This window comes from Microbacterium oxydans (assembly GCF_000956525.1).
GTDB classification, from domain to species: Bacteria; Actinomycetota; Actinomycetes; order Actinomycetales; family Microbacteriaceae; genus Microbacterium; species Microbacterium oxydans_A.
The window spans coordinates 526,799-540,921 of sequence record NZ_JYIW01000026.1; the positions used below are offsets into that span (position 1 = coordinate 526,799).

The following is a 14,123-nucleotide window of genomic DNA, read 5'->3' on the forward strand; positions in this document are numbered from 1 at the left end:
TGCCGACGTGAGCGGCGCGGTCAGACCGATCTGCTCGTGATCGCCCACAGCGCGACGGCTGCGGCGGAGGCCACGTTGAGGGAGTCGACTCCACCCGACATCGGGATCGTCACGACGGTGTCGGCGCCTTCCAGCGCTGCGCGCGAGAGACCGTCTCCCTCTGATCCCATGACCAGTGCGACGCGCGCCGGACGATCGGCGACGTACGCATCGAGCGTCACTGCATCATCGCGCAGTGCGAGCGCCGCGATGTCGAAACCCGCCCCGTGCAGGTCCGCGATGGCGGACTCCCAATCGGGGATGCGCGTCCACGGCACCTGGAACACCGTCCCCATGCTCACACGAACGCTGCGGCGGTAGAGCGGATCCGCGCCGCCGGGCGACACCAGCACGGCGTCCGCGCCGAGACCGGCGGCCGCCCTGAACGCTGCGCCCACGTTGGTGTGATCGCCGATGTTCTCGAGGATCAGGACCACCGAGGCACCGTCGAGGACGTCGCGCACGGATGGCAGCTCAGGGCGATGCATCGATGCGATCGTGCCGCGATGCACCGCGAACCCGGTCACCGCCTCTGCGACCTCGTCGGGGACCACGTAGACCGGCACATCGAGATCGCCGACGATCTCCCGGATGTCCTCGATGCGGCGCTCCTGCACGAGGACGGAGCGCGGACGGTGTCCGGATGCGACGGCACGGGCGATGACCTTGGTCGACTCGGCGATGTACAGCCCGCCCGCCGGTTCGTGCAGCGTTCGGAGCGCCGTGTCGGTGAGTCCGCGGTAGTCGTCGAGGCGTCGATCGTCGGCATCCGTCACAGGCAGCAGTTCCACGGTCCCCAGTCTGCCATCGCCGACGCGTCCGGCTTCCCGACTCCGGCGCAGCCCCGGTTGCCCCACGCACCGTAGACTCCCTCGAGGAGGTTTTGTGAGCGTGTCGAACACCGCCGAGCTGTCGGCCACCATCGCCCACGCCGCTGAACTGCTGCGCGGCAAGCGCATCGCACTGCTCACCGGCGCCGGTATCTCGACCGATTCAGGCATCCCCGCGTATCGCGGCGAGGGCGCCCGCACCGGCAGCGATCCGATGACCATCCAGACCTATCTCGGCGACGAGCGTGCGCGCCGTCGCTACTGGATCGGCGGCCATCTCGGCTGGCGTGCGTTCGCTCGCGCAGAGCCGAACCCGGGACACACCGCACTCGCGGAGATGGAGACCGCAGGGGTCGTCTCCGGAGTCATCACCCAGAACGTCGACGGGCTGCATCTGCGCGCCGGCAGCTCGCGCGTGATCGAGGTGCACGGCACCATGCGCCGAGTTCTCTGCCTGCACTGCGGCCAGGTGTTCGATCGCCGCGACATCGCGGTGCAGATCGAGGAGCTCAACCCCTGGATCGCAGTGCCGGAGAACGTGGCCCTCGCACCGGACGGCGACGTGCTCCCGGAGACCACCGACGGCTTCGTCGTGCCCGTGTGCACCGTCTGCGAAGGGATGCTGAAGCCCGACGTGGTCTTCTTCGGCGAATACGTGCCGCAGGACCGCTTCCGCGCGGCCGAGTCGCTGCTGCGCTCGAGCTCGGCACTGATCGTCGCCGGCTCGTCGCTCGTCGTGAACTCGGGTGTGCGCCTCGTCGAGCGCGCGCGTCGCCGCAGCATCCCGCTCATCATCGTCAACCGCGAGCCGACTCGCGCTGATCCCTGGGCGCATGTCACCATCGCCGCCGGGACCAGCGACGTGCTCCCAGCCCTGCAGGAGCTCCTCCGATGACGCTGCTCACCCTCGTACGACACGGTCAGACCGACTGGAACCTCAGCCGGCGCATCCAGGGGTCGACCGACATCCCGCTGAACGATACGGGTCGCGCTGATGCACATGCAGCCGCCGAGCGCCTCGCCGCGGGGACGCACCACGCCGTCTATTCGAGCCCGCTGCTGCGTGCCCGCGAGACCGCACAGATCATCGCCGACCGACTCGGGCTGCCACTGGGCGAAGCCGTGCCCGACGTGCGCGAGCGCGAGTTCGGCGAGGGCGAGGGCATGCTCGTCCACGACTACATCGCGGCGTACGGCGACTGGCACGCCGAGGTACCCGGCGCTGAGTCGCTGGATGCCGTCGGCGACCGCGCGATCGCCGCAATGCACCGCATCGCCCGCGCTTCTCGTCGACGCACCGCCCCCGTTGCGGAATCGGTGATCGTGGTCGCGCACGGCGGCGTCATCCGCGCGGTGATCGATCACGTCTCCGGTGGAACGCTCCCCCGCGACGGAGAAGTGCTCGCGAACGGATCCGCGCACCGCTTCGAGGTCTCCCCTCGGTCGGTCCGGCTGCTCGAGCAGTTCGCGCTGCTCTGAGTCCGCGCTGATCCGCGGTTCGGCGCGAGCTCAGCCCGCCCGAGACACGACGGAGCGCGCGTGCCGAAGCACCGGCTCATCGATCATGCGCCCGTCGAATCGGAACACGCCGCGTTCGTCCACGGCAGCGGCCAGCACCGCGCGTGCCCACGCCACCGTCTCTTCGTCGGGACGATAGGCCGCGCGGATCACGGCCACCTGGCTCGGATGGATGCAGGCGGTCGCAGCGAACCCCGAGGCAGCTGCGTCCTTCGCCTCGGCGTCGAGTCCTGCCACGTCTGCGATGTCGACGTGCACCGCATCGATCGCGCTCTTGCCGTGCGCACCTGCTTCCAGCAGGACCCTGGAGCGGGCGTACCGAGCCACATCCCGATAGCCGCCGTCCGGCCGCCGGCTCGAGGTGCCGCCGAGCGAGGCGACGAGATCCTCGGCGCCCCACATCATCGCCACGATCTGCGGATGCGCGGCGATCCGGTCGGCCGCGTGCACACCGCGCGCCGTCTCGCACAACGCGATCAGCGAGAAGCGATCACCGAACGGCATGAGCCCGTCCGCGTCCTCGGTCTTGGCCACCATCACGGTGCGGAAGTCGGTGCGATCGAGAGCGGCGAGGTCGGCGGCGAACGCCGCGGAGCCGGGCCCGTTGACGCGGACGATGACGCGATCGGGGTCGATGTCGGCGGCGATGAGATTCGCGCGCGCCTGTTCCTTCGCCGCGGGGAGCACGGCATCCTCGAGGTCGATGATCACGGCATCCGCGCGCTCAAGGGCGGTGGCGAACCGCTCCGGCCGATCCCCTGGGCAGAACAGCAGCGCGGGACCGAGAGTGAAGGTCATGCGGGCAGGGTCCCTTCGGGAAGCGTGCGGACGAGCACGGTGCGGCTGGCGGTGGCGACCACGGTGTCGTCCTGCGATCGACCGGTGTGGGCGATCTCGACGACGCCCTGGCCAGGACGAGATGCGGACAGTCGTTTCGAGACGATCACGCTCTCGGTGTAGAGCGTGTCGCCGGCGAACAACGGATGCGGGAAGGCGATGTCGCCGAGCCCGAGCTGCGCGACCAGCGTGCCCTGGGTCAACTGGGCGACGGAGGCGCCGACCATGGTCGACAGCGTCCACATGGAGTTCATCAGCCGCTGGCGGAACGGCTCCTGCGTCTCGGCGAACGCCGCATCGAGATGGAGCGCCTGCGTGTTCATCGTGAGCGTCGTGAAGAGCACGTTGTCAGCCTCGGTCGCCGTGCGCCCCGGCCGGTGCAGGTAGCGGGCGCCCACCACGAACTCCTCGAAGTACAGCCCCCGCTGGACGATGTCGTGAGCGCTCATCCTGCCACGCTACCCGGCCAGTCCCAGCGCCCGTGCGATCACGAGCAGCTGCACCTCGGTCGTGCCCTCGCCGATCTCGAGGATCTTCGAGTCGCGGTAGTGCCTCGCGACGGGGAACTCGTTCATGAAGCCGTTGCCGCCGAAGATCTGGGTCGCATCGCGCGCGTTGTCCATGGCTGCCTCGCCGGCGACGAGCTTCGCGATCGCGGCCGGTTCGGCGAACGGACGACCGCTGTCGCGCAGTCGTGCCGCGTGGTGCCACGCCAGGCGCGCTGTGTGCACGCGCGCACGCATGCGGGCGAGGGTGAACTGGGCGTTCTGGCGTGTGCTGAGGGCGCTGCCGAAGACCGTGCGGCTCTTGGCATAGTCGACAGCTGCCTCGAGGCATCCCTCGGCGGCTCCCGTCGACAGGGCGGCGATGGCGATGCGCCCCTCGTCGAGGATGCTGAGGAAGTTGCGGAAGCCGCTCCCCCGCTGTCCGAGCAGATTGGCAGCCGGCACGCGCGCGCCGATGAGGGTGAGCGGATGCGTGTCGGACGCGTTCCAGCCGACCTTGTCGTACGGCGGCTCCACTGTGAAACCGGGTGTGCCGTTCGGCACGATGATGGTCGAGATCTCTTTGCGGCCGCCCTCGTTCCCGGTGACCGCCGTGACGGTGACGAACCGCGTGATCGGCGTCCCGGAGTTCGTGATGAACTGCTTGGATCCGTCGATCACCCACTCCTCGCCGTCCAGCCGTGCCGTGGTCCTGGTGGCTCCGGCGTCGCTGCCGGCCTCCGGCTCGGTGAGACCGAAGCCGGCCAGTGCGCTCGCGGCGAGCAGATCGGGCAGCAGCTCACGCTTCTGCTCCTCGGTGCCGAACCGGAACACCGGCATGGCTCCGAGGCTGACGCCGGCCTCCAGCGTGATGGCAATGGACTGGTCGACCCGGCCGAGCGCCTCGATCGCGATGCCCAGCGCCATGTAGTCGCCGCCCTGACCGCCGTACTCCTCAGGGAACGGCAGGCCGAACAGTCCAAGATCGCCCATCTGCGCCACGACGTCCATCGAGAGCGTGTGCGTACGATCAGCCTCGTACGACTGCGGTGCGACGACGGTGTCGGCGAACTCCCGCACCATCCCGGCGAGCTCGCGCTCCTCTTCGGTCAGATCCTCGATCATCGGTTCTCCTCCATCGTCGTCACGCGAGCGACCAGCTGATCGCGTCGCACCTGATCTCCCACAGTCACCAGCAGGTGCACGGTGCCGTCGAGCGGCGCGAGCACCGGGTGCTCCATCTTCATCGCTTCGATCGACAGCAGCGGTGTGCCGGCCGTCACGGTGGCGCCGTCGGCCACGTGCACCGCGACCACCGCGCCGGGCATCGGAGCGCGGCCCTCGGGGGTGGCCGCACCTGTTCCCGCATCCGCCGCGCGCAGGCGACGCAGCATCCGCTCCCGTCGGTCCACCGGGCGCAGGCGTGCGCTCGTGCCCTCCGCGGACACCCACACCGCGCCGTCGGCATCGACCGCCGTGCGAATGGCGCAAGCACCGCTCTCGCCGTCGCGCACTGCCGTCACCACCTCATCGGCATCCGTCAGAAACGCGCCGGCTGCGTCTGGCACGCCTGCGGCGCCGAGGCGCCACCCCGGCAGCTCACGCCACAACGCATCCGAACGCAGGGGTGCGGACCTCGCGACGTGCGCACGGGCCGCTGCCGCGACCATGTCATCGGTGGGGGTCGCCGCGTCGAACGGCAGCAACGTCTCGATCAGTCCGGTGTCGAGATCGCCAGAGACCACCCGCGCATCCCGGCAGAGGAGACGGAGGAACGCGATGTTGGTGTCGACGCCCAGCACGACCGTGCGCGAGAGCGCGAGGTCGAGACGAGCGAGTGCGGTCGCACGATCATCGGCGAAGGCGATCACCTTCGCGATCATCGGGTCGTAGAACCCCGTTACGTTGCTGCCGGTCTCGATCGCGGCGTCCACACGAACCCCGGCAGGCGCGTCGAACAGCAGGATCGTGCCCGTCGAAGGCAGGAAGCCGCGCTCCGGGGACTCCGCGTAGATTCGGGCCTCGACCGCGTGGCCATGCACGGCGGGCGTGACGTCGAGCGCACGACCAGCGGCGACCCGCAGCTGCAGTGCCACCAGATCGAGGCCGGTGACCTCCTCGGTGACAGGGTGCTCGACCTGCAGCCGGGTGTTCATCTCGATGAAGAAGACCTCGTCGGGATCATCCGCGTCGATCAGGAACTCCACCGTGCCGGCGCCGACGTACGACACGCTCTCGGCGGCGCGCACCGCGGCATCCAACAGTTGCGTCCTGGTGCGCTCCGGAATGCCGGCGGACGGCGCCTCCTCGATGACCTTCTGATGGCGACGCTGCAGCGTGCACTCGCGCTCGCCGAGGGCGATCACCGTTCCATGCGCATCGCCGAAGACCTGCACCTCGATGTGCCGCGGCCGGCGAATCAGGCGCTCCAGGATCAGGGAGTCGTCACCGAACGCGGATGCCGCGACACGGCGTGCGGACGCGAGCGCTGTCGACAGCCCTGCAGCGTCCGTGACGACCTCCATGCCCTTGCCACCGCCGCCGGCGCTCGGCTTCACGAGCAGCGGGAAGCCGATCTCGGCCGCGGCATCCGCGATCTGCGATTCGGACAGCCCTGCGGCATCGAACCCTGGAACGACCGGCACGCCGTGCGCGACGACGTGCTCCCGTGCCCTGGCCTTGTCTCCCATGATCTGCAGCGCTTCGGCGCCCGGACCGATGAAGACGATCCCCTGCTCGGCACAGGCCTGCGCCAGGCCGACGCTCTCCGAGAGGAACCCGTATCCCGGGTGGATCGCCTGTGCGCCGGTTCGCATCGCGGCGGCGATGACGGCCTCGATGTCGAGATACGACTCGGCAGCAGGAGCTGGGCCTATGCGAACGGCGACGTCGGCCTCGCGCACATGCGGTGCGTCGGCATCGGCATCGCTGTACACGGCGACGCTGCGGATGCCGCGCCTGCGCAGGGTACGGATGACCCGTCTGGCGATCTCGCCGCGGTTCGCGACGAGGACGGTGTCGAACTCGGGGCCGACGTCGCTCGCAGGGGCCGCCTCGGTCAGTGTCTGATCAGTCATCGCGGCTCACATCCGGAAGAGGCCGAAGCGCGGCTCCGGCAGCGGGGTACGGGACACGACGTCGAGCGCGAGACCGAGTAGATCGCGGGTCTGCGCCGGGTCGACGATGCCGTCGTCCCAGAGTCGGGCGGTCGCGTAGTACGGCTCGCCCTGCTGCTCGTACTGCGCGCGGATCGGTTGTTCGAACTCGGAACGCTCCTCGGGCGACCACGACTCGCCTCGCGCGTCGAGCTGGTCTTCGCGGACGGTCGCGAGGACGGATGCCGCCTGCGGCCCGCCCATGACGGAGATCCGGCTGGCCGGCCACGTCCAGAGGAATCGCGGCGAGTAGGCGCGCCCGCACATGGAGTAGTTCCCGGCACCGAACGATCCGCCGATGATCACGGTGAGCTTCGGCACCCTGGTGCTGGCGACGGCGGTGACCATCTTGGCGCCGTCCTTCGCGATGCCGCCTGCCTCGGCATCGGACCCGACCATGAACCCTGTGATGTTCTGCAGGAAGAGCAGCGGGATGCCGCGCTGGTCGCACAGCTCGATGAAGTGCGCTCCCTTCAGCGCCGATTCGCTGAACAGCACACCGTTGTTCGACACGATCCCGATCGGGTGGCCGTGGAGTCGCGCGAAGCCCGTGACGAGCGTCGTGCCGTACTCGGCTTTGAACTCGCGGAAGCTGTCGCCGTCGACCAGGCGCGAGATGACCTCACGCACGTCATAGGCGGCGTTCACGTCGACAGGCACGATGTCGTACAACGAGGAGGTCTCCGTCGGGGCGACGCTCTGCTGTACCTCCCAGGCGGGTGCGAGCGGCGGTGGCAGGGTGGCGACGATGTCACGCAGGATCTCGAGGGCGTGCTCATCGTCCTCCGCGAGATGGTCGACGACACCGCTGCGGCGGGCGTGCAGCTCGCCACCGCCCAGCTCCTCGGCCGTCACGACCTCACCGATGGCAGCCTTCACGAGCGGCGGGCCGCCGAGGAAGATCGTGCCCTGACCGCGCACGATCACGGTCTCGTCGCTCATCGCCGGCACATAGGCGCCACCGGCGGTGCAGGATCCGAGCACGGCTGCGAGCTGCGGGATGCCCTCGGCCGACATCGTCGCCTGATTGAAGAAGATGCGTCCGAAGTGGTCACGGTCGGGGAACACCTCGTCCTGCTTCGGGAGGAAGGCGCCTCCGGAGTCGACGAGATAGAGGCATGGCAGCCGGTTCTCGCGTGCGATCTCCTGCGCCCGCAGGTGCTTCTTGACCGTGAGGGGGAGATACGTACCGCCCTTGACGGTCGCGTCGTTGCAGATCACCATGACATGTCGGCCGTGCACGAGCCCGATGCCCGCGATCACTCCGGCAGCCGGGGCCTCTCCCCCGTACAGGCCGTCGGCCGCGAGCGGCGCGACCTCGAGGAAGGGACTGCCCTCGTCGAGGAGACGGTCCACTCGATCACGAGGGAGCAGTTTGCCTCGGGCGAGGTGGCGTGCTCTGGACGCTTCGGATCCGCCGCGCGAGGCGACGGCCAGACGGTCGCGGAGCTCGTCAGCCAGGGACTGCTGGGTGGCAGGCATCGTGAAGTCCTCCTCGACTCCCCGTGCGCGGTGCGTCACATGGTGGCGCGGCCCGTGCGGCTTCGGTTAGTGTTCACTAACCCGTTGATTCAGGTTAGCGAGGATTAACTGAGATGACAACCCCGGTCACCGCCCGAGACCGCGCCAAGGCGGAGCGCTCCGATGCGATCCTGCACGAGGCGGCGCGTCTCTTCGCCGAGCGCGGATACACCGGCGTCAGCCTCGAAGACATCGGTGCCGCAGTCGGGGTGTCTGGTCCGGCTGTCTACCGGCACTTCGCGGGCAAGCAGGCGTTGCTCGGTTCGGTGCTGGTCAAGGTCAGCGACGACCTCATCACCGGTGGGACGAGCGTCGCTGAGTCCGCGGACAGCGATGACGAGCGGATGCGGGCGCTGATCAGCTTCCATGTGGAGTTCGCACTCGGCAACGCCGAGGTGATCCAGGTGCAGGATCGTGACGTCGCGCACCTCTCGGAGTCTGATCGAGCCGCCGTGCGGCGCCTGCAGCGTGCCTACATCGAGCTGTGGATCGACGCACTGTCACCGTTGATCGACGCCACCAAGGACGAGCTGCGGTTGCGCGTGCAGGCATGCTTCGGGCTCATCAACTCGACTCCGCACAGCACGCGCTCCGCGGCCAGACGGCACTCCGCCACCGCGACGGTGCTCGTCGCGATGGCGGACGCGGCGCTGCGCGCCGGCTGACTCCCGGTGCGGGGCCCGCACCTAGCCGAACAGCATCGCCCGCCCGGGTTCCTCGAGCACGTCGGCGACGTCCTTCAGGAAGCGTGCGCCCTCTGCCCCGTCGACGAGGCGATGGTCGAAGGAGAGACTCAACGTCATCACGTGTCGGAGCGCGATCTCGCCGCGGTACTCCCATGGCTGCCGACGAACGGCACCGACCGCGAGGATGCCCGACTGCCCCGGCGGGAGGATCGGCGTTCCTGCGTCGACGCCGAAGACGCCGATGTTCGAGATCGAGAACGTCCCGCCGGCCAACTCGGCGGGTGAGGTCTTGCCTGCGCGTGCGGTCTCGGCGAGCTCTTTCAGCGCACCGCTGAGCTGGGTCAGCGAGAGCGCCTCGGCGTTGCGGATGTTCGGCACGATGAGCCCGCGATCCGTGGCGGCGGCGATCCCGAGATCGACGTAGTCGAAGTGCACGATCTCGCCCGCCTGCTCGTCCCACCGGGCGTTCAGTCCTGGCGTGCGCGACAGTGCGAGGCAGACGACCTTCGCGATCACGGCGAGCGGGCCGATCTTCTGCCCTGCGAGCGCGCGGTCGTCTCGGAGGCGTGAGAGCAGGTCCATCGTCGCGGTCACATCGACCGTGTGGAAGACGGTCACATGCGGGGCGGTGAAGGCGCTCTGCACCATCGCGGCCGCGGTGTGCTTGCGGACTCCACGGATCGGGATCCGAGTCTCTCGCCGGCCGATGCCGTCCGCCGTCGGGGCGAACACCGGCAGGGCGTCCGTCGTCGCGCGCGTCTCGGGGTCCGCCGCGTCAGCACTGCGGGTCGCCCCGACGCGTTCGGCGTATGCGTCGACGTCGTGCCGTGTGATGACCCGGTCCTCGATCTCGGCAGCGACCAGCACGAGGTCGATTCCGAGGCGCTTCGCATGCGCACGAACGGGCGGTGTCGAACGCGGACGCTCCACGACCCGCTCGACTGTCGCAGACGGCACCGCGTCATGCGGTGCGGCTTCGAGCACGGCGGTGTCCGCAGTCGCCCTGGTGACGCCTGCGCGACGTGCCCGACGCGCAGGGCGACCACTGCTCGCCGGAGCGGCGCCGTATCCCACCAGATTCGGCTGCGCCTTCTCGGGCTGGGCCCCGGTGTCCTGCTCCGGAGCAGACTCGTCTTCACCAGCCACGTCGAACGAGATGAGCGGAGCGCCGACCGCCACCGTCTCCCCCGCTTCGGCGTGCAGGTTCGTGACGGTCCCCTCATACGGCGAAGGCAGCTCGACCACCGCCTTGGCGGTCTCGACCTCGGCGAGCGTCTGGTTCAGCGCCACGGCGTCGCCGGGTGCGACCAGCCATTGGACGACCTCAGCCTCAGCGAGTCCTTCACCGAGGTCGGGCAGGCGGAATTCCGCGATCATGCCTCTGCTCCCGTCAGGCTGTTGGGGCGGTCGAGAACTCGGTCCACCGCGTCGAGCAGGCGGTCGAGGTCAGGCAGGTGATACTTCTCGAGCTTCGCCGGCGGGTAGGGGATGTCGTGTCCTGTCACACGCAGCGGTGCGGACTCCAGATACTCGAAGCAGCGCTCGGCGATGCTGGCGATCACCTCGGCGGCGACGCCGGCCTCTCGCGAGGCTTCATGGGCGACCACGACACGGCCGGTCCTGCGGACGGATGCCGCCACCGAGTCGTAGTCGACCGGCGACAGCGAACGCAGGTCGATCACTTCGATGGACACCCCGTCGGCCTCCGCGGCCTCCGCGGCCTGCAGCGCGGTGTTGACCATCGCACCGTAGGTGATCAGCGTGACATCCGTGCCTGTCCGCACCACATCGGCGAGCCCCATCGGCTGGGCATCCGCGAGCGGGGCGTCAAGGTCCACCTCGCCCTTGTGGTGGTACAGCCGCTTCGGCTCGAAGAACACGACGGGGTCGTCCGAGGCGATCGCCTGACGGAGGCTGCGGTACGCGTCCGCCGGGTTCGACACTGCGATGACGCGCAGCCCGGCGGTGTGCACGAAATATGCCTCCGGCGACTCGGAGTGGTGCTCCGCCGCGCCGATGCCTCCCGCCCACGGGATGCGGATCGTGATGGGCATCTTCACGCGACCCTGCGTGCGGTAGTGGAGCTTCGCGACCTGCGCGACGATCTGATCGAACGCCGGATAGACGAAGCCGTCGAACTGGATCTCGACGACCGGACGATAGCCGCGGAAGGCCAGGCCGACCGCCATGCCCACGATGCCCGACTCTGCGAGCGGGGTGTCGATCACGCGCTGCGCACCGAACTCGCTGAGCAGCCCGTCGGTGATGCGGAACACGCCGCCGAGCTTGCCGATGTCCTCACCGAGGAGCACGACCTTGTCATCGTCGAGCATCGCCTGGCGCAGACCGGCGCCGAGCGCCTTGCCGAGGGGCATCAGCGTCATCGTCACGCCTCGCTCTCGAAGGAGGCGAGGTAGGCGGAGTACTCATGCCGCTGACGCTCCAGCCCGGTGTGCGGCTCGGCGTAGACGCCGTCGAACACCGCGAGCGGCGGACGCGTGACCATGCCGAGGCACGCAGCGCGCATCTCCTTCGCGACCTGATCGGCGGCGTTCTGCGTCTCCGCGAGATGCTGCGCATCGAGCTCGCCGGCCGCACGGAGATACGCCTCGAGCCGAGCGATCGGGTCGCGCCGCCGCCAGGACTCGAGTTCCTCCTCATCCCGGTAGCGCGTGGGGTCGTCGGCGGTCGTATGCGGACCCATGCGGTACGTGACGGCTTCGATGTACGCGGGGCCCTGCCCGGAGCGCGCGTGCTCGAGCGCCCATCGCATCGCCGCCAGGCAGGCGAGCACGTCGTTGCCGTCGACTCGCAGACTGGGGATGCCGAAGCCGGGGGCGCGGCCGGCGATCGGGTACTGCGACTGCACTGCCACCGGCTCGGAGATCGCCCAGTGGTTGTTCTGGCACACGAAGACGACCGGCGCTCCATAGGAGGCCGCGAAGATCATCGCCTCGTTGACGTCGCCCTGGCTCGTGGCGCCGTCGCCGAAGTAGGTGACGGCGACCTCGTCGGCCCGGTCGTGCTGGATGCCGAGCGCGTACCCGACTGCGTGCAGCGTCTGTGCGCCGATGATGATCTGCAGCGGCGCGACCCGCAGCGCGGCGGGGTCGTACGCAGCACCCTCTTCACCCCGCCACATGCGCACGTAGTCGCCGGGCTGCGCGCCGCGGGCGTAGATCACGCCGGTCTCCCGATAGCTGGGGAAGACGTAGTCGCGCGTCTCGAGCGCGCGGGCGGTGCCGATCTGGGTGGCTTCCTGGCCCTGGCACGGCGCCCATAGGCCGAGTTGCCCCTGGCGCTGCAGCGCGACGCCTTCCGCATCGATGCGACGCAGGACGACCATGTCGCGGTGGAGAGCACGCAGCTGCGCGGCGTCGACGTCGGCGACGAAGGGGTCGAGTCGAGGGTTCGCGATCCGGGTGCCGTCCGGCGTCAGCAGACGTTCGGACAGCTCCAGATCCTGCTCGGTGTCAGCGATGGGCGTGATCTGCGGTGACATCATCGTCCTCCTAGTCCCGGCGGCCCTCGTGGGGCTGTGCGTGACGCACGCGGCGTCATCGCCGGCCTGGTCCGAGCGTACGTCCGGTGATCACGACGCTCAAGCAATTGATCAGGTCTTGAGCATGTTGCTCACTTTCCGACCATCGGACCCTGCTATGGTTTGGCACTATGTCTGGATTGGACCGTATAGATCTCGAGCTCCTCGCGGCGTTGGCCGACGATCCCCGCACCACCATCGTGTCGCTCGCCGAGAACCTCGGCCTGTCGCGCAACACGATCCAGGCGAGGATGGCACGCCTGGAGCAGACCGGCATCTTCCTGTCGTACGAACGCTCATTCGCGCCGGAGGTGCTCGGGTTCCCGCTGCAGGCCTTCGTGAGCATCGGCGTCCGGCAGACGGAGCTGCCGCGGATCATCAACGAACTCGCCCGGATCCCCGAGGTGGTGCAGGCACACGGCCTCAGCGGTTCGATCGATCTGCTCGCCAGAGTCGCCTGCCGCGACGCGCGTCACCTGTTCGACACGGACGCCCGCATCCTCTCGATCGAGGGGGTGGAGCGGACCGAGACATCGCTCGCGATGGGCGAGGTCATCCCGTTCCGGGTGGCCGGGCTCATCGGCCTCGCTCGACGGGAATCCTGAGGAAGCGCCTGATCGCCCCTGCGGCCTCCGCCGGGGTCTCGTAGTGGATCAGGTGCCCGACGTGGGCGATCTCCACGAGGGTCGCGTCGTCGAATCGGGTCGCGAGCGTGCGCTCTGCCTCGATCGGCGTGATGTCGTCGCGTTCGGCGGCGATCAGGAGCGTCGGCACATGGATGTCGTCCGCGAACTCCCTGACGTCGTGGGAGACGCTCGCGACGAACGCGTCTCGGAGCACATCGCGGTCCGAGAACAGCGAGAAGTAGGTGTCGTGCTGGTCATGGATGAAGCGGCGGAGCGCAGCATCCTTCGTCTTCGCCATCGTGACGCTCATCACCCGGACGATCACTCGATTTCGCAGCAGTGCCGTGCCGAGGCGTTCGGGGAGGCGCGCGCCGAGCGCGTAGTACAGCACAGCGAGCCGCGTCATCACGCCCTTGGGTCCTTCGAGGGCAGGTGCGCCGATCGGATTCACGAGGATCAGCCTCGGTGTCTTCAGTCCGCCAGCGACAGCCGCAGAGGTCACGATCGAGCCGAAGGAGTGGCCCAGGATGACGGCACCCGGCGCGACCGCGCCGGCGAACTCGGTGAGCCAGCCGGCGTAGGCGTCGAGGTCGTGCTCGCGGTCGGGCAGCGGCTCGGTCTCGCCGAACCCCGGAAGGTCGGGCGCGATCACACGCACCTCCGGCAGGAACGCGAGAACCGCTTCGAGTCCGTGGTGATCGCCGCGGAATCCATGCACCGCGATGACCGTGGTCTCGGCGTCCTCCGGCCCGTACACCCAGTACGCCGTGGTCCCGCCGCCGACCTCGACCTCGTCGCGCCTGACGGGCAGTCGACTCAGGCGTTCGGCGTAGGGAGAGGGAACCGTCATACCCCGAGTCTACGGAGTCGCCGTGCGCCTTCCTG

The 14,123-nt window shown here is 69.1% G+C and carries 14 protein-coding genes; 4 read left to right on the forward strand and 10 right to left on the reverse strand.

Annotation, left to right across the window (positions count from 1 at the left end; translation table 11 throughout):
• Nucleotides 1-20: 20 nt before the first annotated feature.
• Nucleotides 21-830 (reverse strand): TrmH family RNA methyltransferase, encoded by an 810-nt coding sequence (locus RS83_RS15150; RefSeq protein ID WP_045280319.1) that lies wholly within the window; start codon nucleotides 828-830, stop codon nucleotides 21-23.
• 94 nt (nucleotides 831-924) lie between these two features.
• Here RS83_RS15150 and RS83_RS15155 point away from each other — a divergent pair, with 94 nt between their 5' ends.
• Together RS83_RS15155 and RS83_RS15160 are read left to right on the forward strand one after the other, a co-directional pair.
• The gene (locus RS83_RS15155) at nucleotides 925-1,764 is read left to right on the forward strand and encodes a Sir2 family NAD-dependent protein deacetylase (protein WP_045280320.1); all 840 of its coding nucleotides are present in this window, start codon (nucleotides 925-927) and stop codon (nucleotides 1,762-1,764) included.
• On the forward strand, nucleotides 1,761-2,348 hold the full coding sequence (locus tag RS83_RS15160) for a histidine phosphatase family protein (protein WP_045280321.1): 588 nt from the start codon (nucleotides 1,761-1,763) through the stop codon (nucleotides 2,346-2,348). The genes RS83_RS15155 and RS83_RS15160 overlap by 4 nt, the downstream gene beginning before the upstream one ends.
• A 30-nt stretch (nucleotides 2,349-2,378) precedes the next feature.
• On the opposite strand, the gene RS83_RS15165 is transcribed toward RS83_RS15160, so the two are convergent.
• From RS83_RS15165 to RS83_RS15185, 5 genes are read right to left on the reverse strand one after another with little or no spacing between them, the layout of a single operon-like run.
• A complete protein-coding gene (locus RS83_RS15165; RefSeq protein ID WP_045280322.1) occupies nucleotides 2,379-3,185 on the reverse strand; it encodes an HpcH/HpaI aldolase/citrate lyase family protein in 807 nt (268 codons plus the stop codon).
• Nucleotides 3,182-3,673, reverse strand: coding sequence for a MaoC family dehydratase (locus RS83_RS15170; protein WP_045280323.1), 492 nt, complete (start codon nucleotides 3,671-3,673; stop codon nucleotides 3,182-3,184). Before RS83_RS15170 ends, RS83_RS15165 begins: the two co-directional genes overlap by 4 nt.
• 9 nt (nucleotides 3,674-3,682) lie before the next feature.
• Nucleotides 3,683-4,834 (reverse strand): acyl-CoA dehydrogenase family protein, encoded by a 1,152-nt coding sequence (locus RS83_RS15175; RefSeq protein ID WP_045280324.1) that lies wholly within the window; start codon nucleotides 4,832-4,834, stop codon nucleotides 3,683-3,685.
• A complete protein-coding gene (locus RS83_RS15180; protein WP_045280325.1) occupies nucleotides 4,831-6,786 on the reverse strand; it encodes an acetyl/propionyl/methylcrotonyl-CoA carboxylase subunit alpha in 1,956 nt (651 codons plus the stop codon). Before RS83_RS15180 ends, RS83_RS15175 begins: the two co-directional genes overlap by 4 nt.
• A gap of 6 nt (nucleotides 6,787-6,792) precedes the next feature.
• Nucleotides 6,793-8,346, reverse strand: a complete 1,554-nt coding sequence (locus RS83_RS15185; protein ID WP_045280882.1) for a carboxyl transferase domain-containing protein — start codon at nucleotides 8,344-8,346, stop codon at nucleotides 6,793-6,795.
• A gap of 113 nt (nucleotides 8,347-8,459) precedes the next feature.
• Between RS83_RS15185 and RS83_RS15190 the strand changes: the two genes are divergently transcribed.
• Nucleotides 8,460-9,050 carry a TetR/AcrR family transcriptional regulator gene (locus RS83_RS15190; RefSeq protein WP_045280326.1) on the forward strand — a complete coding sequence of 197 codons (591 nt, stop codon included), beginning with the start codon at nucleotides 8,460-8,462 and terminating at the stop codon, nucleotides 9,048-9,050.
• A gap of 21 nt (nucleotides 9,051-9,071) precedes the next feature.
• Here RS83_RS15190 and RS83_RS15195 read toward each other — a convergent pair whose 3' ends face one another.
• The 3 genes from RS83_RS15195 to pdhA are packed head-to-tail and all read right to left on the reverse strand — an operon-like array spanning nucleotide 9,072 to nucleotide 12,573.
• Nucleotides 9,072-10,448: a dihydrolipoamide acetyltransferase family protein gene (locus RS83_RS15195; protein WP_045280327.1), complete on the reverse strand. Its 1,377-nt coding sequence runs from the start codon at nucleotides 10,446-10,448 to the stop codon at nucleotides 9,072-9,074.
• The gene (locus RS83_RS15200) at nucleotides 10,445-11,455 is read right to left on the reverse strand and encodes an alpha-ketoacid dehydrogenase subunit beta (RefSeq protein WP_045280328.1); all 1,011 of its coding nucleotides are present in this window, start codon (nucleotides 11,453-11,455) and stop codon (nucleotides 10,445-10,447) included. Before RS83_RS15200 ends, RS83_RS15195 begins: the two co-directional genes overlap by 4 nt.
• A 2-nt stretch (nucleotides 11,456-11,457) precedes the next feature.
• Nucleotides 11,458-12,573: a pyruvate dehydrogenase (acetyl-transferring) E1 component subunit alpha gene (gene pdhA / locus RS83_RS15205; RefSeq protein WP_045280883.1), complete on the reverse strand. Its 1,116-nt coding sequence runs from the start codon at nucleotides 12,571-12,573 to the stop codon at nucleotides 11,458-11,460.
• A 170-nt stretch (nucleotides 12,574-12,743) separates the two neighbouring features.
• On the opposite strand from pdhA, the gene RS83_RS15210 reads away from it, so the two are divergent.
• Nucleotides 12,744-13,217 carry an Lrp/AsnC family transcriptional regulator gene (locus RS83_RS15210; protein WP_045280329.1) on the forward strand — a complete coding sequence of 158 codons (474 nt, stop codon included), beginning with the start codon at nucleotides 12,744-12,746 and terminating at the stop codon, nucleotides 13,215-13,217.
• On the opposite strand, the gene RS83_RS15215 is transcribed toward RS83_RS15210, so the two are convergent.
• Entirely contained in the window at nucleotides 13,189-14,088 is a 900-nt protein-coding gene (locus RS83_RS15215) for an alpha/beta fold hydrolase (protein ID WP_045280330.1), read from the reverse strand. The two genes, RS83_RS15210 and RS83_RS15215, sit on opposite strands and share 29 nt — an antisense overlap.
• Nucleotides 14,089-14,123 lie beyond the last annotated feature (35 nt).